The sequence below is a fragment of the Sphingomonas arenae genome, from assembly GCF_016924655.1.
In the GTDB taxonomy this organism is placed as follows: domain Bacteria; phylum Pseudomonadota; class Alphaproteobacteria; order Sphingomonadales; family Sphingomonadaceae; genus Sphingomicrobium; species Sphingomicrobium arenae.
On sequence record NZ_JAFFJU010000002.1, the window covers coordinates 1,017,567 to 1,040,416 of the forward strand.

General features: G+C 68.9%; 24 protein-coding genes. 13 read left to right on the plus strand and 11 right to left on the minus strand.

Going from position 1 to position 22,850, the window contains the following annotated elements; translation table 11 throughout:
* Positions 1-167: 167 nt before the first annotated feature.
* A complete protein-coding gene (locus JT720_RS11210; protein ID WP_205481318.1) occupies positions 168-1,181 on the minus strand; it encodes a glycosyltransferase family 61 protein in 1,014 nt (337 codons plus the stop codon).
* A gap of 244 nt (positions 1,182-1,425) precedes the next feature.
* Here JT720_RS11210 and JT720_RS11215 point away from each other — a divergent pair, with 244 nt between their 5' ends.
* Positions 1,426-2,568, plus strand: coding sequence for a PAS domain-containing sensor histidine kinase (locus JT720_RS11215; RefSeq protein WP_336512000.1), 1,143 nt, complete (start codon positions 1,426-1,428; stop codon positions 2,566-2,568).
* Complete coding sequence (locus tag JT720_RS11220; protein WP_205481319.1) at positions 2,565-3,203, plus strand: response regulator transcription factor; 639 nt, start codon at positions 2,565-2,567, stop codon at positions 3,201-3,203. Before JT720_RS11215 ends, JT720_RS11220 begins: the two co-directional genes overlap by 4 nt.
* Positions 3,204-3,206: 3 nt before the next feature.
* Here the strand turns inward: JT720_RS11220 and JT720_RS11225 are convergent, their stop codons facing one another.
* The 4 genes from JT720_RS11225 to JT720_RS11240 all read right to left on the minus strand — a co-directional run bounded on the left by JT720_RS11225 (position 3,207) and on the right by JT720_RS11240 (position 6,062).
* Positions 3,207-3,569 carry a hypothetical protein gene (locus JT720_RS11225; RefSeq protein WP_205481320.1) on the minus strand — a complete coding sequence of 121 codons (363 nt, stop codon included), beginning with the start codon at positions 3,567-3,569 and terminating at the stop codon, positions 3,207-3,209.
* Positions 3,570-3,637: 68 nt separating this feature from the next.
* Entirely contained in the window at positions 3,638-4,288 is a 651-nt protein-coding gene (locus tag JT720_RS11230; protein ID WP_205481321.1) for an NnrU family protein, read from the minus strand.
* 15 nt (positions 4,289-4,303) lie between these two features.
* Positions 4,304-5,641 (minus strand): oxygen-independent coproporphyrinogen III oxidase, encoded by a 1,338-nt coding sequence (gene hemN / locus JT720_RS11235; protein WP_205481322.1) that lies wholly within the window; start codon positions 5,639-5,641, stop codon positions 4,304-4,306.
* Positions 5,642-5,684: 43 nt separating this feature from the next.
* Entirely contained in the window at positions 5,685-6,062 is a 378-nt protein-coding gene (locus tag JT720_RS11240) for a hypothetical protein (RefSeq protein ID WP_205481323.1), read from the minus strand.
* Positions 6,063-6,187: 125 nt separating this feature from the next.
* On the opposite strand from JT720_RS11240, the gene JT720_RS11245 reads away from it, so the two are divergent.
* Complete coding sequence (locus tag JT720_RS11245) at positions 6,188-6,928, plus strand: helix-turn-helix domain-containing protein (RefSeq protein WP_205481324.1); 741 nt, start codon at positions 6,188-6,190, stop codon at positions 6,926-6,928.
* On the opposite strand, the gene JT720_RS11250 is transcribed toward JT720_RS11245, so the two are convergent.
* Both JT720_RS11250 and JT720_RS11255 read right to left on the minus strand, forming a co-directional pair.
* Positions 6,925-7,920: a 2-dehydropantoate 2-reductase gene (locus JT720_RS11250; RefSeq protein ID WP_205481325.1), complete on the minus strand. Its 996-nt coding sequence runs from the start codon at positions 7,918-7,920 to the stop codon at positions 6,925-6,927. The two genes, JT720_RS11245 and JT720_RS11250, sit on opposite strands and share 4 nt — an antisense overlap.
* Positions 7,921-7,986: 66 nt before the next feature.
* Entirely contained in the window at positions 7,987-8,172 is a 186-nt protein-coding gene (locus tag JT720_RS11255) for a hypothetical protein (protein ID WP_205481326.1), read from the minus strand.
* Between the two features lie 14 nt (positions 8,173-8,186).
* On the opposite strand from JT720_RS11255, the gene trpD reads away from it, so the two are divergent.
* From trpD to JT720_RS11295, 8 genes are read left to right on the plus strand one after another with little or no spacing between them, the layout of a single operon-like run.
* Complete coding sequence (trpD, locus tag JT720_RS11260) at positions 8,187-9,254, plus strand: anthranilate phosphoribosyltransferase (protein WP_205481327.1); 1,068 nt, start codon at positions 8,187-8,189, stop codon at positions 9,252-9,254.
* On the plus strand, positions 9,247-10,590 hold the full coding sequence (trpCF, locus tag JT720_RS11265; protein ID WP_205481328.1) for a bifunctional indole-3-glycerol-phosphate synthase TrpC/phosphoribosylanthranilate isomerase TrpF: 1,344 nt from the start codon (positions 9,247-9,249) through the stop codon (positions 10,588-10,590). The genes trpD and trpCF overlap by 8 nt, the downstream gene beginning before the upstream one ends.
* A complete protein-coding gene (trpB, locus tag JT720_RS11270) occupies positions 10,587-11,765 on the plus strand; it encodes a tryptophan synthase subunit beta (RefSeq protein ID WP_205481329.1) in 1,179 nt (392 codons plus the stop codon). Before trpCF ends, trpB begins: the two co-directional genes overlap by 4 nt.
* Complete coding sequence (gene trpA / locus JT720_RS11275) at positions 11,762-12,580, plus strand: tryptophan synthase subunit alpha (RefSeq protein ID WP_205481330.1); 819 nt, start codon at positions 11,762-11,764, stop codon at positions 12,578-12,580. Before trpB ends, trpA begins: the two co-directional genes overlap by 4 nt.
* Complete coding sequence (locus JT720_RS11280; protein WP_205481331.1) at positions 12,564-13,448, plus strand: SDR family NAD(P)-dependent oxidoreductase; 885 nt, start codon at positions 12,564-12,566, stop codon at positions 13,446-13,448. The genes trpA and JT720_RS11280 overlap by 17 nt, the downstream gene beginning before the upstream one ends.
* A gap of 2 nt (positions 13,449-13,450) precedes the next feature.
* A complete protein-coding gene (locus tag JT720_RS11285; RefSeq protein ID WP_205481332.1) occupies positions 13,451-14,635 on the plus strand; it encodes a 3-deoxy-7-phosphoheptulonate synthase in 1,185 nt (394 codons plus the stop codon).
* Between the two features lie 26 nt (positions 14,636-14,661).
* Positions 14,662-15,918, plus strand: a complete 1,257-nt coding sequence (gene aroA / locus JT720_RS11290) for a 3-phosphoshikimate 1-carboxyvinyltransferase (RefSeq protein ID WP_336512003.1) — start codon at positions 14,662-14,664, stop codon at positions 15,916-15,918.
* Positions 15,915-16,826: a chorismate synthase gene (locus JT720_RS11295; RefSeq protein ID WP_205481333.1), complete on the plus strand. Its 912-nt coding sequence runs from the start codon at positions 15,915-15,917 to the stop codon at positions 16,824-16,826. Before aroA ends, JT720_RS11295 begins: the two co-directional genes overlap by 4 nt.
* A 105-nt stretch (positions 16,827-16,931) precedes the next feature.
* Here the strand turns inward: JT720_RS11295 and paaD are convergent, their stop codons facing one another.
* The 3 genes from paaD to hppD form a co-directional block, all read right to left on the minus strand.
* Complete coding sequence (gene paaD / locus JT720_RS11300) at positions 16,932-17,363, minus strand: 1,2-phenylacetyl-CoA epoxidase subunit PaaD (RefSeq protein WP_205481334.1); 432 nt, start codon at positions 17,361-17,363, stop codon at positions 16,932-16,934.
* A complete protein-coding gene (gene pcaF, locus JT720_RS11305) occupies positions 17,363-18,565 on the minus strand; it encodes a 3-oxoadipyl-CoA thiolase (RefSeq protein ID WP_205481335.1) in 1,203 nt (400 codons plus the stop codon). Before pcaF ends, paaD begins: the two co-directional genes overlap by 1 nt.
* 134 nt (positions 18,566-18,699) lie before the next feature.
* Positions 18,700-19,785 carry a 4-hydroxyphenylpyruvate dioxygenase gene (gene hppD, locus JT720_RS11310; protein WP_237219789.1) on the minus strand — a complete coding sequence of 362 codons (1,086 nt, stop codon included), beginning with the start codon at positions 19,783-19,785 and terminating at the stop codon, positions 18,700-18,702.
* A 93-nt stretch (positions 19,786-19,878) separates the two neighbouring features.
* Here hppD and JT720_RS11315 point away from each other — a divergent pair, with 93 nt between their 5' ends.
* On the plus strand, positions 19,879-20,124 hold the full coding sequence (locus JT720_RS11315) for a 4a-hydroxytetrahydrobiopterin dehydratase (protein WP_205481336.1): 246 nt from the start codon (positions 19,879-19,881) through the stop codon (positions 20,122-20,124).
* Here the strand turns inward: JT720_RS11315 and JT720_RS11320 are convergent.
* Positions 20,121-20,294 carry a hypothetical protein gene (locus JT720_RS11320; RefSeq protein ID WP_192585361.1) on the minus strand — a complete coding sequence of 58 codons (174 nt, stop codon included), beginning with the start codon at positions 20,292-20,294 and terminating at the stop codon, positions 20,121-20,123. The two genes, JT720_RS11315 and JT720_RS11320, sit on opposite strands and share 4 nt — an antisense overlap.
* Before the next feature lie 151 nt (positions 20,295-20,445).
* Here JT720_RS11320 and JT720_RS11325 point away from each other — a divergent pair, with 151 nt between their 5' ends.
* Positions 20,446-22,734: an ATP-binding protein gene (locus tag JT720_RS11325; protein ID WP_205481337.1), complete on the plus strand. Its 2,289-nt coding sequence runs from the start codon at positions 20,446-20,448 to the stop codon at positions 22,732-22,734.
* Positions 22,735-22,850: the final 116 nt, after the last annotated feature.

Below are 22,850 nucleotides of genomic sequence, written 5' to 3' on the forward strand. Positions count from 1 at the left end.
AACGCAACGGAACGTGGGCGGACGCTGAGACTTGTAAATGCCCAGGCTCACAAGGGGAGATGCAGCGGTGTTCCGGATGTGTTCACACTTACACGGACAGTAGTTTGGCGGACTCCCGCTCCGCCATTTTCCCGGACCAGGCTCCGATCCGACCGGCGAGCACGCGATCACGTCGCCAGCATGTCGAGCAGGCGTTCCAGTCGCTCGATGGGCTGAGTGAACGAATTCCCGTCGACATCGTCCCCGACGGCGAACGCGAACTTCATGCCGAGCACGTCGGCATAGCTCTTGAAGAGCATGTTGAATTGCCGCGGCGGCTGCAGGACGACGAGCGCGCATCCGGCCGGCGCCGCCATCACCGCATGTGCAATCGCCGAGCCTTCGGGCGACACGATCGTTTCGGCCGATGCCAGCGTGTGGGCGATGGTTCTCGGGTCGCTCGCCTCGGGTGACAGGATCGCGAAGCCCCGACGTGCGAGCGTCTCGCGGATCGCCACCTCGTTGGCGAGGACTCGGCCCACTCCCGTCCGGCCTCTCGAGAGGAACACACGCTTGGGACCTCCCGGGCCGACCTCGCTCCGGATGCGCTGACGGATACGCTCGACGCGGGCCACCCTGGACGCGCTGAGCTCGTGATCCTCGATCAGCCACAGCCTTCGGACGTGCGCCTGCCGAACTTCCCGCGCTCGAAGTCCCGTCAGCTCGCGATACCCGGTCTCGTGAATGCGGACCGGCGGCGAGGGCAGGACCAGCGGATCGAGCTTCTGGTCCTGCGCCCAGAGCTCATGCGCCAATCCGTCGGTCAGCCAATGCCCGAAGTAGCGCTCCGTCACATATGTGCTGCACAGAGCCCCTTCCTCGATCTCCTCGACACGGCCGCCGAGAAACAAGCGCCGGTCTTCCTTGCGGATGACCGCGTAAGCGGACGGAGACATCACCACGCCGTGGGCGATCACCGCATCCGGGACCAGATAGGCCATGGCACCGCCTTGGCGGATCGGGGTGCCATGAAGCCGTTCCAGGTTGATCCGCGGCGAGGAGTCCGGGTGGTGCGCGAGGATCCTGTCCACCTCGCCTGGGAGGCAGATCACCGGCCTCGACCCGTGCTCCACGGGGGGCGCAATCTCCCACATGTCGGAAGCCACTTGGCTGAGCTGAAGACCGGAAGACTTCGCACGCATGCGGCTGGACAAAGGACGAAATCGAACCACTGGGCACCTGACTGCTGCCGAACACGCCGGGTCGCAGAAAAAGGCTCCGCGTTAAATCCGGATTAATGTCATCGGTTATCGGCTGGGGGGGCGATGTTCAAGAGCGTCCCCCGCACCCGTGGGCTCGGCCATGGCCCATCTGTCGTTCAGCCTCCCTTGGCTAGACGCGGCATGATGCTTGCGAGGGGGCTCTCAAGGCGGCAAGCACGAGGACGTGAACGACTTGACCGACACCAACGCGGCGCTTCCGACCCGCGAGGCGCACCTCCGATCGATCCTGGCCACGGTTCCCGACGCGATGGTGGTCATCGACGAGCGCGGGCGGATCCTCTCGTTCAGCGCCGCGGCCGAACGCATGTTCGGCTTCGCGGAGGCGGAGGTCCTGGGCGAGAACGTCAGCATGCTTATGCCCTCGCCCGACCGCGAGAAACACGACGGTTACCTCAGCAACTACATGGGCACGGGCGAGCGCAAGATCATCGGCATCGGCCGGGTCACGACCGCGCGCCACCGCGAGGGCTATACCTTCCCGATCGAGCTGTCGGTCGGCGAGGCGCGCATCGGCGAACAGCGCATCTTCACCGGCTTCATCCGCGACCTGACCGAACGGCAGCATACCGAGCTCCGCCTCCAGGACCTGCAGTCCGAGCTGGCTCACGTTGGCCGGGTCAGCGAGGTCGGGACTCTCGCCTCGGCCCTTGCCCACGAGCTGAACCAGCCGCTGACCGCCATCGCGAACTACTGCGAGGCCGCACGCGATCTCCTGGCCAGCCCGCCGGACGAGGACACGCTGGAGGTGATCCGCGAAGCGCTCGACGATGCCGCTCGCCAGTCCGTTCGCGCGGGCCAGATCGTCCGCCGCCTGCGCGACTTCATCACCTACGGCCAGACCGAGCGGAAGGTGGAAAGTCTCCCCCGGCTCATCGCCGAGGCCAATGCCCTCGGACTGGTCGGCTCACGCGAGCACGGCATCGAGGTCGACGTCGAACTCCATCCCAATGCCCAGAACGTCCTGGTGGACCGCATCCAGGTTCAGCAGGTGCTTCTCAACCTCATCCGCAACGCCATCGACGCGATGATCGACAGCCGGGTGAGGCAGCTGACCATCAGCGCCCGGCCGGACGGAGACGATTTCGTCGAGGTCAGTGTCGGCGACACCGGCAAGGGCATCAGCGCCGAGGTCGCCGAGCACTTGTTCCAGCCGTTCGTCACGTCCAAGGAACATGGCATGGGGATCGGCCTGTCGATTTGCCGCACGATCATCGAAGCGCACGGCGGGCGAATCTGGTTCGAGAGCCCCGCGGGCGGGGGAACCGTTTTCCACTTCACCATACCCGACGCGGGGGCGCTTGAATGAGTGACGAGTCCAAGTTCCTGGTCCATCTGGTCGACGATGACGAGGCGATCCGCCGCTCGGCCGGGTTCATGCTGAAGACGTCCGGCTTTCGGGTCGAGACCTATGAAACCGGCGTGCAGCTGCTCAAGAAGGTCCGCTCGCTGGAGCCCGGCTGCATCCTGCTCGACATCCGCATGCCGGAGATGGACGGGCTGGAAGTGCAACGCGAACTTCGCGATGCCGGCTGCATGCTCCCCGTCGTCATCATGACCGGCCACGGCGACGTCAGCGTTGCCGTCCAGGCGATGAAGGCCGGCGCCGTCGATTTCATCGAAAAGCCCTTCGAGAAGCAGGCGCTGTTGTCCTCGCTCGAAGCCGCGCGCGGACGCCTGCACACCGCCTCCACTGTGGAAAGCCGGGGCGAGGAGGCGCGCCAACGCCTGAACGTGCTGACCCCGCGCGAGCGGGACGTGCTGGCCGGCCTCGTGCAAGGGCTGCCGAACAAGACGATCGCCTACGACCTCGGGATCAGCCCGCGCACCGTGGAGATCCACCGCGCCAACCTGATGGAGAAACTGGGCGTGCGCAGCCTCAGCGAAGCGCTGCGGATCGCCTTCGCTGCCGGGCTTGGCGAAGCGGAGCCGGACCCCGCCTGAAGGTCAGCCAAGCGTTCGCAGGTTGGCAACGCGGAACGGAAGCTCCTGCCCACGCTCGCGCAGCATCAGCATCGCGCCTTCGCTGATCGGAAGCGGGTCCATTTCCGTGATCACCGTCCGCTCGTCGCCGCTGCGGCCCGCCACGAACGCCCACTTGTCGCCGATTCGGGTGAGGTGCCCGCTGACGTCCGGTTCGCTCGGCCACAGCCGGCGGACGGTGGCCTGCTCCGGCAGCGCGCGGATCGCCTGCTCGTCAATGACTCCTTCTGCGTTCAAGGGCGCGCGTAGGAGGTAGGCACGGCTCGCGGACCCGTTCGGGAAGTCCCGGGTTCGGCCAAGTTCGAGTCGGATCGCCTTCCAAGTCATGGAAAATGCCCTGCCCGTTCGGGCGGACGCACTGAATACGCAGTTCTACGGAACGGACAGTTCGCCGCTCAGCCCAGCACGACGGCAGCCGGGTTCGGCCCGAACAGCCACGGATGCGCATTGAGCAACAGGGCGTAGAAGAGGGTGCCGCCGCCGCAGGTCACGAGCAGCTGACGGATGTTCCAGCCCTTACCAAGTCGAGGCAGTGCCTCCCCGTTCTCGCTCAGCTGCCGCTTTCGACGACGCTCCACCAGCTTCATTCCCGCCAGCGAGAACAGCAGGAACCCGCCGAACATGATCAGCGCCACCAGGTCGCCATTGGCCACCGTATGGACCAGCGCCCAGGTAGCGAAGCCCCAGAGCACCGGATGGCGCATCCAGCCGACGATGCCCGGCCGCTCGGCGTCGAACGACCTGCGGCTGAGGCTGATGCTGAACGGATTGGGCGAAGCCAGTCCGCCGATGAGCAGCCAGCTGGCCGGCAGCATCAGCGCGACCGCCAACTGATAGCTCCACAGGCTGGTCGGCCACAGCGGGATGGTCGGCGCGCGAACCGCTGCCGAGATCAGCCAGGCCAGCAGCGCCAGCGACAGCAGGGAATAGAGCAGCAGGTAATGCCGCTCCCCGAGCACCGCGACGAAGCGGGCCCGGATGGCGGGCCGCGCGGGGATGCTGTGGGCGACCAGGAACAGGGCCAAAGCCAGGAGGAACTCGGTCATGTCCGCAGCCCTAGCCTAAACCGCGCGGGCGTGCCTCCCCGCCCCCTCGTCGAGATAGGCGTCGAACGCCGCCGCGACCGCGCGCACCAGCGGGCGCGCTTCGGGCAGCACTTCGATCACCTCGCCATGTCGCCGGATCAGCCCGTCCCGCACCAGCGGCTCCAACCGCGCCTCGTCCGCCAGTTCCGCCGCGCCGGCGAGATCCACCCGATAGTCGCACATGATCCGCTCGATGACCGCCGCGCGCCGCCGATCGTCCGCGCTGACCGGGCACTGCTTGGTCGAAGCCAGCCGCCCTTCCGCGATGCGCTTCTGATAGTCGGGTATCAGCACGGCATTCTGGACGAACCCGGCCGGCAGCCGGCCGATCGCGGACGCCCCGAAGCCGATCAGCGTCTCGCACGCGTCCGTTGTATAACCCTGGAAGTTGCGGTGGAGGCCACCCTCGGCCGCCGCCACCGCCAAGGAGTCGCCAGGCGCCGCGAAATGGTCGAGGCCGATCGCGGCATAGCCCGCCCCCACCAGCGCGCCGGCAATCGCCTGCGCCTGGGCCAGCCGTTGCTCTCCATCGGGCAGAGCCTCGGAGTCGATCTTGCGCTGGTGCAGCTTGAAGCTCGGCACATGGGCGTAGCCGAACACCGCCAGGCGGTTGGGCTTCAGCGCGACCGCCTGCGCGACCGTCTCCACGCAGGACTCCACCGTCTGGTGCGGCAGGCCATAGATGAGGTCGAAGTTGATCGCCTCGATTTCCGCTCCGCGCAGCCGCTCGACCGCCAGCTTCGTCTCCGCGAAGCTCTGCACCCGATTGATGGCGCGCTGCACGACCGGATCGAAACTCTGCACGCCAAGGCTCGCCCGATTGACGCCCGAGTCGGCGAGCGCCTCGACCATCTCCGGCTCCAGCGTGCGCGGATCGATCTCGATCGCCACCTCGGCATCCGGCAGGAAGTCGAAGGCGGAGCGGAGTTGCTCCATCAAGGCCCGGAACTGCTCCGGCGCCATCAGCGTCGGCGTGCCCCCACCGAAGTGGAGGTGCGAGACCCGGATCCTTCCCGGCAAGGCCTCGGTCACCATCGCGATCTCGCGGGCCAGCGTCGCCAGGTAGCGCTCCACCGGCGCATCGCGGCGAGTCACCGTGGTGTGGCACCCGCAATACCAGCACATCGACCGGCAAAAGGGGATGTGGACATAAAGCGAGACCGGCCGATTGGTCGGCACCCCTGCCAACCATTGCCGAACGAGCTTATCGTCCGGTGCCGGCCGGAAGTGCGGGGCCGTCGGATAGCTGGTGTAGCGGGGAATGTTGCGGCTGCCATAGCGGGCAAGCACGTCCGGGCGGAGACGAGCGGTCATGGCGCCCAGCTAAGCGCCTTTCACCGACCCGCGTTGACCTGGATCAAGCCGCGTCGAGCGGCGCCTGCGCGAGCAGGCCTTTGCTCCCCAGCGGGAACTGCACGGCGGTCTTGCCCCGCTCCCGCGCCAGCGCCTGCAGGCCGTCGCACAGTGCCTGCCGCGCCATTCCCCGGCGGCTGAGCTCGAACACCACGAATGTCTCGACCTTGAGCGCGTCGGTCTCGGGCTGGTCCTCCCAGGTCGCCAGCGCCTGGATGGTGCCGCCCGGGTTCAGCAGCGTCAGCACTCCACCTTTCTGCTGCCGGGTCTTCGCCTCTTCGACCCAGTCACCCAGCGGCAGCTCCGGCCGCGCCATCCGGACCAGCGGATAGGCCTCGGCGATCCGCTCCGGCGGCAGCGATGTGACTGTGAAGTTCGGCACGGCCGGCTTCCTCGCGGTCGATAGGGCTGGGCACCCTGCATACGGAAACTTGCGTATCAAGAATTGAGGCAGATCATCTTATTCGGGGCCCACGCCGCACGACGGCCATTGTCCTGGAGTTCCTCATGGCCACGTCCGCCGCTGCCGTACTGCCCGCTCTGCCTGCCACTCATCCCTGCCACGGCTGTGCCGCGCGCGAGCTGGCGTTGTGCGGCGTGCTGCAGGAGGGCGAACTGGCGACCTTCAAGTCGCTTGGCGGGCACCAACAGATGAGCCCGGGTCAGCCGCTGTTCCACGAGGGCGATCCGACCACCCAGGTATTCAACATCACCCGCGGATCACTCAAGATCTACAAGCTGCTGCCCGACGGACGCCGGCAGGTCATGGGCTTCATGTTCCCCGGCGACTTCCTCGGCATCTCGATCAGCGACGAGCATGCCTTCACCGCAGAAGCCCTGGAGCCCACCCACATGTGCCGCTTCGCCCGCAACCGCTTCGACGACTTCGTCGAGGAGCGCCCGGACATGGAACGGCGCCTCTACAGCCTCGCGGCGCACGAACTCGCTGCGGCGCAGGCGCAGATGGTGCTGCTCGGCCGCAAGTCCGCAGCGGAGCGGCTCGCTTCCTTCTTCCTCGACCTCGCCCAGCGGGCCGAGCGTCTCGGCAGGGCTCCGGTGACCGCCATCGACCTGCCGATGAGCCGCCTCGACATCGCGGATTACCTCGGCCTCACCAAGGAAACGGTCAGCCGCGTGCTTGCGCAATTAAAGCAGAAGCGGCTGATCCGGCTCGTCACGCTGAACCGGATCGAGATCCTCGACCGCGAAGGCCTCGACGCGATCGCCCAAGGGCTGACCGACAACTAGGGTCCGAGCAGTGTCGTGGGGTCGAGCCTAGGAGAGCCCCGGCCAGCGGCCTCGGCCTTGCGCACCTCCGCCAGCACCCGCCCGTTGACCGGCGCATCGCGGCCAAGCCGTTCGGCGAGCGCCACGATCGCGCCCTGCAGCTCGCCCACTTCCGTCGTCCGGCCACGCTCTAGGTCTTCCCACATGGAGGATCGGGCGAGCGGGTCGATCCGCACCGCTGATCGCGCCAGCGCCCGGAACAGCGGGGTCGGCAGGCGCAGTAGCTGCGGAAATCGCCGCGCCGGGATCGGCCCCATGCTCCACGGGCGGATGCCGGCCTCGGCGAGGAGTGCCAGCCCCTCTTCCTGCTGCGCCGCCAGCACCCGCCGCCACCGCCGGTCGAGCAACTGGTGGCGCAGCGGCAGCCCGGACAGGGCATTGAGAGCATTGTTGAGGTTGAGCAGCAGCTTGCCCCACTGCACGCCCCCCATGTCAGGCGCGTTTTGCACATCGAGGCGCGGCACCCGCAGCGCGTCGATGACCCGCTCCTCGCCGGCCTCGACGATCAGCGGACCGCTGGTGCCGCGATGGAATCGCCCCTCGCCGCGATGCAGGACATTGAACGACACCATGCCCGCCAGCACCGTCCTTCCGGGCAGCAGCGTGCGCAGCCGGTCCGCATTGCTCACCCCGTTCTGCAGGCTCACCACCACGGCGGACGCAGGCGCATGAGCCGCGATCAGCCGCGCCATCTCCTCGGTCGCGCCGCTCTTCACCGTCACCAGCACGAGGTCCGCCGTGCCAAGCACCGCGGGGTCGACCGACACTGCCGGCGACGGATCGGCAGTCCATCCCTCCAGGCTGGTGAGATGCAGGCCATGCTGCTCCAGTTCGTCGGCAATCCGTGGCCGAGCGAGCAAGGTCACCCGCCGCCCGCCCGCGCTCAGCAGGCCACCCACGAAGCAGCCGATGCTTCCGGCCCCGGCAACCACGATGTGCAGCGTGTCTGACATGGCCGGCACGGTGCACCGCCCGGCAGCGATGCACAATCCACCGCCAAGCCGTTGACAAAGCGTCCTTCAGCCGTGAGGTAAGCGCGTGATGACCGCCACCTTCTCCTCCAACGCTCCCCGGAGCGGCGCGCACTGGCGCTGGTGGCGGCCCATGACCTCGGCGGCGCGATGGCGCTGGCGGTGAGCTGATCGCACCACGACCACTCCCACCAGATTGTCTCCATCAGCCCGCCCACCGGCGGGCTTTTTCATGTCCCGAGGTTTCCATGCAGACCAATGTCGCTTTCGCCGAGCCCACCGTCCTCCCGGTCGAGGACCACGGCCCCGTTCCCAACCCATTGCCCAAGCTGCTGGCGGGCGAAGACCTGCCGTCGGATGACGCGCAGCACCTGTTCGAGCGCCTCGTGCTCGGCAAGCTGGAGCCGGCCGAGATCGCCGGCATGCTCATCGCGCTCCGCATGAAGGGGGAAACGGCGGAAGAAATGATCGGGGCCGCCCGGGCTCTCTCGGCCGCCGCCCTGCCGTTCGACCGTCCCGACTACCTCTACGCCGACTGCTGCGGGACGGGCGGCGACGGATCGGGCCTGATCAACGTCTCCACCGCCACCGCCTTCGTCGCCGCCGCCTGCGGGCTGCCGATCGCCAAGCACGGCAATCGCTCCGTCAGCAGCAAGTGCGGCTCGGCCGACGTGCTGGAGGCGCTGGGCGCCCGGATCGAGCTCTCGCCCGCCGAAGCGCGCCGGACCCTCGACCAGACCGGCTTCTGCTTCCTGTTCGCGCCCGCCTATCACCCGGGAATGAAGCATGCCGGACTGGTCCGTCGCCAGCTCCAGGTGCGCACGGTCATGAACCTGCTCGGCCCCTGCATCAATCCGGCCCGTCCGCCCGTGCAACTGCTTGGAGTGGCGGACCCCAAGATGCTCCGCCGGATCGCCCAGACGCTGCAGGCCGTCGGCGTCCGCGAGGCGCTGGTCGTGCACGGCTCCGGCCTCGACGAGGTGGCCCTGCACGCCGAAACCCGTGCCATTCGTCTGTCGGACGGAGAATTGACGGAGTTGGAGATCACGCCCGAAGACGCAGGCCTCGAACGCGCCGCGCTGAAGGCCGTCACGGGCGGCGATGCCACCGAGAACGCCGAGCGTCTGCGCTCGCTGCTTGCGGGCGGCGGCTCGGTCGCGGAGCAGGATATCGTCATCCTCAACACCGCCGCCCTGCTGCTGACCGCGGGCAAGGCCGCCGACCTCCGCGATGGCGCTGCGCAGGCCCGTGACGCGCTTCTGGGCGGCCGCGCGGGTGCGGTGCTTTCCGCTTATGTGGAGGCCAGCCGTGGGTGACGTCCTCGCGGCCATCGTCCAGCGCAAGCGCGCCGACATCGGCCAGCGTCTCCGCGGCTTCGATGTCACCGGCGTTGAACCGACCGGCCGAAGTCTTCGCGATGCTCTTTCACGCCCTGGCGCCCGCTTCATCATGGAAGTGAAGCGCGCCTCCCCGTCCGGTCACCAGGCCCGCCATCCGCTCGAGGCAGCCGTGCGCGCCTATGCCCCAGTCGCCGACGCGATCAGCGTGCTCACCGACGAGCCCTACTTCAACGGCTCGCTCGACGACCTCCGCTCTGTCCGCGCGGCGTTCGACGGACCGATCCTTGCCAAGGACTTCGTCGTCGACCCCCGCCAGGTCGCGGAGGCGCGGCTGCACGGGGCGGACGCGGTGCTCTGCATGCTGTCCGTCCTCGACGACACCGACGCTCGCGCCGTTCTGGCCGAGGCCGAGCGGCTCGGCATGGACCCAATCGTCGAGGTGCATGACGAGGCCGAGCTCGCCCGGGCGCTCGCGCTCGGCGCCGCGATCGTCGGCATCAACAACCGCGACCTCAAGACCCTCAAGACCGACCTCGCCGTCACCGAACGGCTGGCCGCCATGGTCCCCGAAAACGTCCTGCTGGTCAGCGAATCCGGCATTGCCGACCGCGCCGACGTGCAGCGGCTGGCTCCCGTAACGGACGCCTTCCTCGTCGGCTCTTCGCTGATGGCGTCGGACGACATCTCCGCCGCAGCCCGGGCGCTTGTCCATGGCCGGGTGAAGATCTGCGGCCTGACCCATGCCGACGATATCTGGCTCGCGGGACTCGCCGGCGCAACCCACGCCGGCCTGGTGTTCGTGCCGGACACCCCCAGAGCCGTCGCGCCCCGCCTCGCGGGCCCGCTGGTCGAGGCCATCCACGCCGCCGGGATGAAGCCCGTCGGCGTGTTCCGCAACGCGCCCACGCCTTACGTGATCGCAGCCGCCAACGACCTCGGCCTCGCCGCGGTCCAGCTTCACGGCAAGGAGGACGCGACCACCATCGCCGCCATCAAGAAGGGCTTCGCAGGCGAGGTATGGACCGCCTCCGCGCCCGGCCACGATCGCGGCGGCGACCGGCCGATCTTCGACAACGGCCCGGGCGGGACCGGCCAGGCTTTCGACTGGAGCCTCCTGGCGAACGAGCCCCGCCTTTCGGCCTCCTTCCTCGCCGGCGGCATCGGCCCCCATAACGCGCGCGCCGCGCAGGCCACCGGCGTCTACGGCATCGACGTCGGTTCCCGGCTGGAGGCCCGGCCCGGGCGAAAGGACCCGATCATGGTGAAAGACCTGTTCGACGCCCTGCGCCCGCTCGACCGGAGGGCGGCATGAAGCATGACGGACGGTTCGGCCGCTACGGCGGCTGCTACGTGCCAGAAATCCTGGTCCCCGCGCTGGAACAGCTCGAAGCCGCCTTCCTTGAGGCGGAGGCGGACCCCCGCTTCGCCGCCGAGCTCGAGCAGCTGCTGACCACCTACGCCGGCCGGCCTACGCCGCTGACCCTCTGCCGCAACCTCGCTGCCGATACTCCTGCGCGCATCTACCTCAAGCGGGAGGACCTGCTCCACGGCGGCGCGCACAAGACCAACCAGGTGCTGGCGCAGGGCCTGCTCGCCAGGCGCATGGGCAAGCGCCGCGTCATCGCCGAAACCGGCGCGGGGCAGCACGGCGTCGCAACCGCGCTCGCCGGGGCGCTGTTCGGCCTCGAGACCGAGATCTACATGGGCGCCGACGATGTCGCCCGGCAGCAGCTCAACGTCTTCCGCATGGAGCTGATGGGCGCCAAGGTCATCCCGGTGACCGGCGGTGGTCGCACCCTGAAGGACGCGGTGAACGAGGCCCTGCGCGACTGGACCGCCAGCTTCCCCGAGACCCACTACCTGCTCGGCACCGCCGCCGGGCCCCACCCTTTTCCAACCATGGTGCGCCAGTTCCAGCGGGTGATCGGCCGCGAAGCCCGTGCACAGGTGCTGGAAGTCGAAGGCCGCCTGCCCGACGCGGTGGTCGCCTGCGTCGGTGGCGGCTCGAACGCCATCGGCATGTTCGCCGACTTCATCCCCGACCAGTCGGTCGCGCTGATCGGCGTCGAAGCCGCTGGCAAGGGCCTGAACGGCCACGAGCATGGCGCGACCATCCTCAAGGGCTCGCACGGCATCCTCCACGGCACGGAGACCCTCGTCCTCCAGGACTCGGACGGCCAGGTCTCCGACAGCTGGTCGATCTCCGCCGGCCTCGACTATCCCGCTGTCGGCCCCGAGCACGCCCACCTCAAGGACAGCGGCCGCGCCACTTATGTCGGGGTGGAGGACGACGACGCGCTCGCCGCCTTCCAGGCCCTCGCCCGCAGCGAAGGCATCATCCCCGCCTTCGAGAGCGCCCACGCCATCGCCCACGCGCTGAATCTCGCCAGGCAGGCCACGGAGGAGACGATCATCGTCGTCAATCTGTCGGGCCGCGGGGACAAGGACATGGCCCAAGCCGTGAAGCTGCTGAAGGACGCCGCATGAGCCGCTACGAACAGATGTTCCAGCGGTTGAAGCAGCGGAACGAAGGCGCGTTCGGCGCCTTCCTGATGCTCGGCGATCCCGACGTAGAAACCAGCGCCAGGCTGCTCGACACCGTCGTGGAAGCGGGCGCCGACATGATCGAGGTCGGCATCCCCTTCTCGGACCCGGTCGCGGACGGACCCGTCATCCAGGCCGCCGCCGATCGCGCGCTCAGCTCCGGGGTGCGGGTGGACGACTGCTTTGGCCTGATTGCCGGACTGCGCCGCAACCATCCGGCCGTCCCGATCGGCATCCTGACCTACGCCAACCTTCTCGCCGCACGTGGGCGCGACAAGTTTATGGCCGATGCGGCCGCCGCAGGCGCGGACTCGATCCTCGTTGCCGACGTGCCCAGCATAGAAGCCGAGCCCTATGCCGCCACAGCGAGGACAGCGGGCCTCGACCTCGTCATGATTGCCGCGCCCAACACGCCCGAGCCGGTCATCCGGCGCATCGCGGCCCTGTCGTCGGGCTACACCTATTGCGTCGCCCGCGCGGGCGTCACCGGCACCCGCGACGCGCTCTCACTCGACCACGACCGACTATTTGCCCTCATCCGGGATGCCGGCGCGCCGCCCCCCGTCCTCGGCTTCGGCATCTCGACGCCGGAACAGGTCGCGCAAGGCCTGGCCTCCGGAGCGGCCGGAGTAATCGCCGGCTCCGCGCTGGTGAAGCTCGGGCTGGACGCCGGGGCGCTTCGCGATCTTGTCTCCGCCATGAAGCGCGCTACTGCCCTTCCCGTCGAACAAAGGGAGCAGCATGGCCATTTCGCTTGAGGGCAGGACCGCGATCGTCACCGGGGCGGGTGGAGGCCTGGGCCGAACCCACGCACTCTTGCTGGCTCGCGCCGGCGCTCGCGTCATCGTCAACGATATCCCGCAGAACCTCTCCGCTGCGGAAGCGGTGGTGGAGGAAATCCGCTCCACGGGCGGACAGGCCGAAGCGGCGGGAGCCTCGGTGACCGACGAAGCCGCAGTCGCGGAGATGGTCGCCCAGGCCGGCCCGGTCGACATTCTCGTCAACAATGCCGGCATCCTGCGCGACAAGAGCTTCGCCAAGATGGACCTCGCCGACTTCCGGCTGGTGGTCGACGTCCACCTGATGGGCAGCGTCATCTGCACCAAGGCGGTGTGGGACGGCATGCGCGAGCGCAACTATGGCCGCATCGTCATGACCACCTCGTCCAGCGGACTGTACGGCAATTTCGGCCAGTCCAATTACGGCGCGGCCAAGATGGCGCTCGTCGGCCTGATGCAGACGCTCAGCCTTGAAGGCGCCAAGTTCGACATCAAGGTCAACTGCCTCGCCCCCACCGCACGCACGGCGATGACGGAGGGGCTTCTGCCTCCGCAGGCGCTGGAACTGCTCAAGCCCGAGTACGTCAGCCCGGCCCTGCTTGCGCTGGTGACCGAGGACGCGCCCAACCGGACGATCCTGTGCGCTGGCGCTCAAGGCGTCGAGCAGGCGCAGGTCACCCTCACCCGGGGCATCTCCATCAAGGACATGGACGACCTCGACGCCGGTCAGGCGATCCTCGACCAGCTGCCAAAGATCGGAGACATCGCCACGGCCACTGTTCCCGCCTCCGGGCTGGAGCAGGGCCAGATGGAACTCGGCAAGGCGATGGGAGCCATTCAGGCCTGACCATGAGCAGCGTGGACTGGCATCCGGGAAGCTGGCGCGACAAGCCTGCCGCGCAGCTGCCGCTCTATGCCGATCCGGACGCCCTGCTCGCGGCCGAGCGCTCGCTGTCGCAGGCTGCGCCCATCGCGCCGATCGGCGAAAGCGAGGAGCTCAAGCGACAGCTTGCCGAGGCGGCTGTGGGTCGCGCCTTCCTGCTGCAGGGCGGCGATTGCGCCGAGACCTTCGACGGCCCCAGCCTCGACCGCGTCCAGTCCCTTGCCGACCTGTTCGCGCACTTGGCCTTCACCCTGTCGGCCGCCACGACCACTCCAGTCGTGCGCGTCGCCCGGATCGCAGGCCAGGCTGCCAAGCCCCGCGGCATCAGCACCGAGCAGCGCGGCGACCAGAGCGCTCCCGTCTATCGCGGCGACCTCGTCAACGGCTACGCCTTCGACCCCGCCAGCCGTCGCGCCGACCCTGCGCGCATGCTTCAAGGCCACGCCCATGCGCTGGCGACCAAGGCGCTGATCGACCGGCTCCCCTCGCCGCTGTTCACCAGCCACGAAGCTCTGCTGCTGCCGTACGAGGAGCCGCTGGTCCGCCGCGACGCGGCCGGCGGTCGGCACTGGTCGGTCTCCGGCCACTTCCTCTGGGTGGGCGACCGCACCCGTCAGCCGGGCGGAGCGCATGTCGAGTTCCTGCGCGGCATCGCTAATCCGATCGGGATCAAGTGCGGTCCGACGCTGACCGCGCAAGAACTGCTCGCTCTCTGCGACCTCCTCGACCCGGACCGCGAGCCCGGCCGCCTGACGCTGATCGTTCGTCTCGGCGCTAACCAGATCGACGCGGTCCTCCCCGGCTGGATGCGGACCCTGAAGGCAGCCGACCGCCAGCCGCTCTGGGTCTGCGATCCCATGCACGGCAACACGGAACGGGGCGGCCCCCGCAAGCTTCGCCGCTATGACGTCATGCTCGCGGAGGTCCGCCGCTTCTTGGCGATCGCCTCTGCCGAGGGCATCTGGCCCGGCGGACTCCACCTCGAGATGACTCCCGAGCCCGTTACCGAATGCCTCGGCGGCTCTGGTCCGGCGCACCCCGACGACCTCAGCGACTGGCGAAGCGCCTGCGACCCGCGTCTCAACGGCGACCAGGCGCTTGACTTCGCGGCCGACGTGGCCCGGCTCGCGGCTCAGGCAGTGGCAGCCTGAAACTGCGCGCCACCCCCGGCGGTCCGATCACCGGCCGCTTCGCCGTCCCCGGCGACAAGTCCGTCTCACACCGGGCGCTGATCCTCGGTGGCCTGGCCGAGGGTGAGACCGTCATCTCCGGCCTGCTCGAAAGCGAGGACGTGCTCGCCACCGCCGCCGCGGTCCGCGCCTTCGGTCCGCGCGTGGAGCGGTTCGGCCCGGGCCGATGGCGGGTCATCGGCGCTCCGTGGCGCTCTCCGCAAGCGCCGATCGACTGCGGCAACAGCGGCACGTCCGCCCGCCTCCTGATGGGCGCGGCCGCCGCCCACGACCTCACCGCCACCTTCACAGGCGACGCCTCGCTGAGCCGCCGCCCGATGCATCGCGTCCGCGCTCCGCTCGAGGCCATGGGCGTCCGCTTCGAAGGCGGCGACACCCTGCCGCTCACCCTGCACGGCCCTGTCGCCACCGGCATCAACCATGTGAACACGCCCGCCTCCGCGCAGGTGAAGTCCGCCGTCCTCCTCGCGGGCCTCGGCACCGACCAGCCCGTCACCGTCGCCGAGCCGATCCCCAGCCGCGACCATACCGAAATCATGCTCCGCCACTTCGGCGCGGAGGTGGAGAGCGACGGCCGACTGACCCGCCTCGCCGCGCGCCGCACCCTCACCGCGCAGCTTGTGGTGGTCCCCGGCGACCCGTCCTCCGCCGCTTTCGCCTGGGCGGCTGCGGCCATCGTCCCCGGCTCCGAAGTGACCACCGAAGGCGTGCTCCTCAACCCCTTGCGCTCCGGCTTCATCATGGCGCTGCAGCGCCTGGGCGCCGACGTCCGCCTCGACAATGTCCGCGGTGCGCAGGGCGAAACGATCGGCGACGTCCGGGTCCGCTACGGCCCGGTCTTCGGAGCCGAGTTCACGGCCGAGGAAATCCCCTCCATGATCGACGAGATTCCGATCCTGGCCGCAGTCGCCGCTTTCGCGCGCGGCGAAACTCGCATCGAGGGCCTCGACGAACTGCGGCACAAGGAAAGCGACCGTCTCGCCCTCATGGCGGAAGGCCTGACCGCCTGCGGAGTCGACGCTCGAGCGGAGGGCGACGCCCTCGTGATCCATGGCCGCGCGGTGAGCGGCGGCGCCACGGTGGAAACCCAGGGCGACCACCGCATCGCCATGGCGCACCTCATCCTCGGCCTCGCCGCCCAGCAGCCGGTGGAGGTCGAAGAGGCGGAGATGATCGCCACCAGCTTTCCTACCTTCCGCGAGGCCATGCGACGCATTGGTGCCGGGATCGAGGAGGTCGCATGAGCTGGAACAGCTTCGGCCGAGTGCTGCGCTTCACCACCTGGGGCGAGAGCCACGGTCCCGCCATCGGCGCGGTGGTCGACGGCTGCCCGCCCGGCCTGCCCATCGACGAACCCTCCATCCAGCGCTGGCTCGACCAGCGCCGCCCGGGCACCTCGCGCAACGTCTCCCCCCGGCAGGAGCCCGACCGCGTCCGCATTCTCTCCGGAACGTATGAGGGCCGCACCACCGGCACGCCGATCAGCCTCCTGATCGAAAACGTCGACGCCCGCTCCAAGGATTATGCCGGCCTCCCGCCACGCCCCGGCCACGCCGACGCCGCCTACGAGTTCAAGTACGGCCTGCGCGACCCCCGCGGAGGTGGGCGCGCCTCCGCCCGCGAAACCGCCGCGCGCGTCGCCGCCGGCGCCGTGGCCCGGCTCGTCATTCCGGAAGTGACGATCGAAGCCCGGGTCGCCGAAATCGGCGGTGAGCCCGATCCCCAGCGCTGGGACGACCTCCTCGACACCGCTCGCTCCAACAGCGACAGCCTCGGCGCGATCATCGAATGCGTCGCCACCGGCGTCCCTGCCGGCTGGGGCGCGCCGGTCTATGCCAAGCTCGACGCCGACCTCGCGGCCGCCGCCATGGGCATCAACGCGGTCAAGGCCGTGGAGATCGGCGAGGGCTTCGCCGCAGGGCGCGCGCACGGCCGCGAGAGCCTCGAGGCCATGAAATCCAGCGGCATCGACGGCGGCATCTCCACCGGCCAGCCGATCCGCCTCCGCGTCGCCTTCAAGCCGACGTCCAGCATCGGCATCGGCGGCCGGCACGACCCCTGCGTCGGCATCCGCGGCGCGCCCGTGGTCGAAGCGATGGTCGCGCTGGTGCTCGCCGACCACAAGCTGCTGCACCGCGCCCAGTGCGGGTGACGCCCTTATCGTCATCCCCGCGGAGGCGGGGATCCATCTCCCAAACTCGACTCCCTGGCCGATCTTCCCGGAGATGGACTCCCGCCTACGCGGGAGTGACGAACCCTAATGACACTTGAACCGGTCGAACGGCTCGAGACACTCACGGCAGCGAAACTGGCTCTTGCACGGCGTCGAGCCGAACCGGCTGACCTCCTCGACCTCAGCGGACCCGCATTGCGGGCACAGCACCTCACCGGACGGCTCCGGCGGAGCAATCCCGTAGCGCCGCAGCTTCTCGCGTCCCTCCGCCGTGATCCACTCGGTCGTCCAGGGCGGCGCGATCGCGGTATCGATCCGGACCGACCGGTACCCCGCCGCATCGAGCGCCTCGCGGATGCTCTTCTCGATGGCCAGGGTCGCCGGACAGCCGCTGTAAGTGGGCGTGATCACCACCCGCCCGTCCTCGACCGAGCGGACGATGCCCAGTTCCACCACGGAGACCGCGGGGATCTCCGGGTCCGGGACGGTGGCGAGGACGTCCCAGAGCGCCTGCATCAGACCTTCTCGATTACCATGGCAATGCCCTGGCCGACGCCGATGCACATGGTGCAGAGCGCATAACGCCCATCCCCGCGCTGCAGCTCCTCGGTCGCGGTCAGCGCCAGCCGGGCACCCGACATGCCGAGCGGATGCCCCAGCGCGATCGCCCCGCCATTGGGGTTCACCCGAGCGTCGTCGTCCGCCAGCCCCAGCTGACGCAGCACCGCCAGTCCCTGCGCCGCGAAGGCCTCGTTCAGTTCGATGACGCCCAGGTCGTCGAGGGCCAGCCCCAGCCGCTTCAGCAGCTTGGTCGAAGCCGGCGCCGGTCCGATCCCCATGATCCGAGGCGGCACGCCCGCGACCGCCCCGCCGAGAATCCGTGCCCGCGGCGTCAGGCCGTTGCGCTTCGCCGCCTCTTCCGAGGCGATGACCAGCGCCGCCGCTCCGTCATTGACGCCCGACGCATTGCCCGCCGTCACCGTGCCCTCCTTGCGCACGATCGGCTTCAGGGCTGCCAGCTTGTCGAGCCCGGTCAGCCGCGGGTGCTCGTCACGCTCCACCCGCACCGGCTCACCCTTGCGGCTCGGGATCTCCACCGCGACGATCTCGGCAGCCAGCCGCCCGCTGGCCTGCGCCGCCGCCGTCTTCTGCTGGCTGCGCAGGGCGAACGCATCCTGGTCCTCGCGCGTGATCTGATACTCCTCCGCGACATTCTCGGCCGTGCTCGGCATGGTGTCGTCGCCGTACGCATCCTTCATCTTCGGATTGACGAAGCGCCAGCCGATCGTCGTGTCGTAGACCTCCGCCCGCCGGTCGAAGGCGCTCTCCGCCTTGGGCATGACGAACGGCGCGCGGCTCATGCTCTCCGAACCGCCCGCGATGATGAGGTCGCTTTCCCCGCCCCGGATCGCCCGCGCCGCCATCGCGACCGCGTCCAGGCCGGAGCCGCATAGCCGATTGAGCGTCACGCCCCCGCTCGAGTCCGGCAGGCCCGCAAGCAGCCCCGCCATCCGCGCCAGGTTGCGGTTGTCCTCGCCCGCCTGGTTGGCGCAGCCGAGGATCACGTCATCGAGCTCGCTCCAGTCCACTTGCGGGTTGCGCTCCACCAGCGCCCGGATCGGAATGGCGGCAAGGTCGTCCGCGCGCACGCTCGACAAGGCTCCGCCGTAGCGGCCGATGGGGGTGCGGATAGCGTCGCAGATAAAGGCTTCGGTCACTTGCATTCCTCGTCTCGTCGCGCCTCACGACCCCGTGTCGTTATGCCCGCGAAGGCGGGCATCCATCTCCGGACCGCCCCGCTGATCGTGCATTGGGAGATGGACCCCCGCCTTCGCGGGGGTGACGGTCCCACTTAATCCGCGCTGATCACTCCCCGCCGGATCTGGTCCAGCTCGATGCTCTCGAACAGCGCCTTGAAGTTCCCTTCGCCGAAGCCCTCGTTCCCCTTGCGCTGGATCAGCTCGTAGAAGATCGGCCCGATCACGTTCTGGGTGAAGATCTGCAGCAGCAGGCCCTGCCCTTCGGTCGGCGCGCCATCGACCAGGATGCGCCGCTTCTTCAACTCCTCTAGCGGCTCGCCATGGCCCTTCACCCGGTCGTCGAGCAGGTCGTAATAGGTCTCGATCGTGTCCTGGAACGGAATGCCGCGGGACGAGAGGATATCCACGCTCTGGTAGATGTTGTCGGTGCCGAGCGCGATGTGCTGGATGCCCTCGCCCTTATACTCGCGCAGGAACTCCTCGATCTGGCTCTTGTCGTCCTGGCTCTCGTTGAGCGGAATGCGGATCTTGCCGCACGGGCTCGTCATCGCCTTGGAGAACAGGCCGGTGACCTTGCCCTCGATGTCGAAGTAGCGGATCTCGCGGAAGTTGAAGAGCCGCTCGTAGAACTCCGCCCAAACCGCCATGCGCCCGCGATGGACGTTGTGCGTCAGGTGGTCGAGATAGGTGAGGTGCGCGTCGGCCGCCCGCATCCGCTCCTGCCAGTCCGGCTCGAACTCCCAGTCGCCCTCATAGGCCGACCCGGCGTCCCCGTAGCGGTCGACGAGGTACAGCAGCGATCCGCCGATCCCCTCGATCGCCGGCCAGCCGAGCCCGCGCGCCGTCACGTCCGTCGCCCCAAGCTCCAGCGCCCGGGCATGGGCGGCGGCCGCATCCTTGACCCGGAAGGCCATGGCGACCGCAGACGGACCGTGCTCCGATGCGAAGTCGGCGGCGTGGCTCTCGTCGTGCGCATTGATCAGGAAGTTGATGTCGCCCTGCCGGTGCAGGGTGATGTTCTGGCGCTTGTGGCGGGCGATTGCCGGGAAGCCCAGCTTCATGAACAGCGACCGAAGCAGCTCCGGATCGGGCGCGGCATATTCGACGAATTCGAAGCCGTCGGTGCCCATCGGGTTCTCGAGGCCGAGCGGGCTCAACTCAGCAGTGGCGGTGGCCATGGTTCTTGCTCCTTTGCCCTTCCACTGCTCCCCTCGTCCGAGCATTTCAAGCTGCTAGGATCAGGGTTCACGGCACAGGCAGGGAGAAGGAGGATGACGGCACCCGATGGCTGGGAATTGCGTGGCAACGCACTGGTGAAGAGCTTCCGCTTCCCCGACTTCTCGGCCGCTTTCGCCTTCCTCACGCGCGTGGCGCTTCATGCGGAAAAGGTTGACCACCATCCCGAATTCACGAGTATCTGGAACCGGGTGGACTTCCGCCTCACCACGCACGACGTCGGCGGTGTGACCGCCCGGGACGTGGAGCTGGCCCGGGCCATCGACAGCCTTGCGGGCTAGGCGCGTCCGCCGAACGGCGACTCGCCCGCTTCCTTCTTGCTCTTGTACCAGGCGTAGCCCGCGCCTGCCGCCGCGCCGATGATCGGCCCCACGAACGGCACGGGAATCGCAATGATCGCGCCGACCACGCCATATTTGGCCATGCGCTTGCCCAACCGATTGTCTGTCATGCTGAATTCCCTCCGCGGCAGCCGCCAACTCAATGCACGGCGGAGTGGCGAAGTTCCGCAGAAAACCGCGACTCCTACACTAAGCGGTATCATGATATTGATTAACTTCGAGTCGGGGTAATGGGGGCGGCCGGTGATTGAAGCCGGATCAATGACGCACGAGTTCGAGCCTCCCGGCGGCGGCCGGTCCGTAGCGCGCCATCTGGTGCTGTTCGGCGCCGCCTTGGCCTTGCCCGTCCTGATCCTGGTCGCGATCCTCACCTGGCATGGCGCAACCGAAGAACGGGCCCGCACGGCCACGCAGGTGGAGGAGGTCGCCGCCTCCGCCGTCGCCGCGCTCGACCGTGAGATGGTCGCATACCAGTCGATGCTGACCGCCCTGACCACGTCGCCCAGCCTCGAAGCCGGCGACCTGCGGATCTTCCACGAACGCGCACGCCGGCTGGCGCTCCAGGAAGGGATCGTGATCTCCCTGCGCACGCGCGACGGTCGCCAGGTCCTGCGCTCCGACACGCGCTTCGGAACGCCGCTGCCGCGCAAATCGCTCCCCATCGATCGGTTCGTGATCGCCGAGCGCAAGCCCGGGGTCGGCGACCTCGAGCTCCGGCAAGGCAAGGCCTTCTTCTCCGTGGTCGTGCCGGAGGTGCAGGACGGCCGGACCGCCTACCTCCTCACCGCCACGGTGCCGGGGGAAGAGGCGCTGCGGGCACTGTCCGGCGTGATCCCGTCGAACTTCTGGGCCGGCTCCTACTCCGACCGCAACGAGCGGATCGTGGTGCGCACCCGCGACAATGCTGCCTGGGTCGGACGGCCACTCACCCCGGCGCTGCGGGAGGCTGCCCAGGGCCGCGACCGGGGCACCTGGGAAGGGCCGAGTCACGAGGGACGCGGCATTCTGGGGGGCTTTGCCCGCTCGAGCGTGACCGGCTGGCTCGCGGCCGTGGGCGTGGAGCGCCGGCAGCTGGCCGCGCCCGCCCGCGATTCGATGAACCTCGTGACGGTCGCCGCCATCCTCCTCGCGCTCAGCTCCAGCCTGCTCGCGCTCCTGTTCGCCCGCACCATCGTCGGCCCGCTGAGCGATCTCGCCGGCCGCGCCCGTGACCTAGCCGAGGGCCGACCCGTGAAGCCGCTTCAGTCGGGCCTGCGCGAAATCGACGCCGTCAGTGCCGCGCTGGTCGGCGCCGCGACCGCCCTCGACGAGCGCGACACGGAGCGCCGCGAGTTGCTCACCCGGCTCGAGACGGGCAATGCGAGCCTCGAGCTGGAGGTCGAACGCCGCGCCAAGGAAGCGGAAGAAGCGCTCGCCCTCCTGTTCCAGTCGCAGAAGATGGAGAGCCTTGGGCGGCTGACCGGCGGCGTCGCGCACGACTTCAACAACCTCCTCACCCCCATCGTCTCCTGCCTCGACCTGCTGCGCCGCCACCACGACGATCCGCGAAGCGCCCGGCTGATCGACGGCGCGATGGCCTCGGCGGAGCGCGCCGCCGCGCTGGTGAAGCACCTCCTCGCCTTCGCCCGGCGCCAGTCGCTCAACCCGCGCCCGACCCAGCCCGCCCAGCTGGTGGAGAGCATGGGCGACCTCATCGAGCGCAGCCTAGGCGCCGGCATCGACGTCCACTTCGACGTGCCGCACAACCTCCCCGCCGCGCTGGTCGACCCGAACCAGCTCGAACTCGCGCTCCTCAACCTGTCCGTGAACGCTCGCGACGCCATGCCCAACGGCGGCAGCCTGACCGTGGTCGCCCGCGAAGTGCCCGTCGACGCGGGCGAAGTGCCCGGCCTCACCCCCGGCCGCTACATCCGCTTCCGCATCAAGGACACCGGCATGGGCATGGACGAGGAGACCCTCCGCCGCGCCCACGAACCCTTCTTCACAACCAAGGACGTCGGCCAGGGCACGGGCCTCGGCCTGTCCATGGTGCACGGCCTGGCCGCCCAGTCCGGCGGCGCTTTCCAGCTGCGCAGCAAGCCGGGCCTGGGCACCACCGCCTTTCTCTGGCTGCCTGCCGTCCAGGACGAGGGAGTTGCACCCATGGTCACCCTCGAGGCGCCGGCACAGGCGCCCTGCGATGCCACCATCCTGCTGGTCGATGACGATGCCCGCGTCCGCACCGCCGCGGCGGAAGAGCTTCGCGAGCTCGGCTACACGGTGGTAGAAGCAGGCTCCGCGGAGCAGGCCCTCGGTCTCGTCCGCGACGGGGGCGGCTTCGACGTCCTGATCACGGACCAGGTGATGCCCGGCATGACCGGCACCGAGCTGGTGGAGGAAGCGCGGAAGCTCCAGCCCGACCTGCCCGTGCTGCTCGTCACCGGCTTCACCGATCTCGATCCCGGTGAGGACGTCCGCCTCCTCACCAAGCCCTTCCGCCATGCCGAGCTGGCCGCCGCCGTCGCCAGCCTCCTGCCGGCCTCGCCAACGCCATCTGGCGTTCAGCCATGATCCCGGATAAGCTCACCCCATGACGCACGCCGTTCCTGCCGCCAGCTATTATTATCCGCACGAGGTGGGGACCGGCTGACGCGCGCCTGAAATCCGCGACTTGCCCGCCCCGCCCG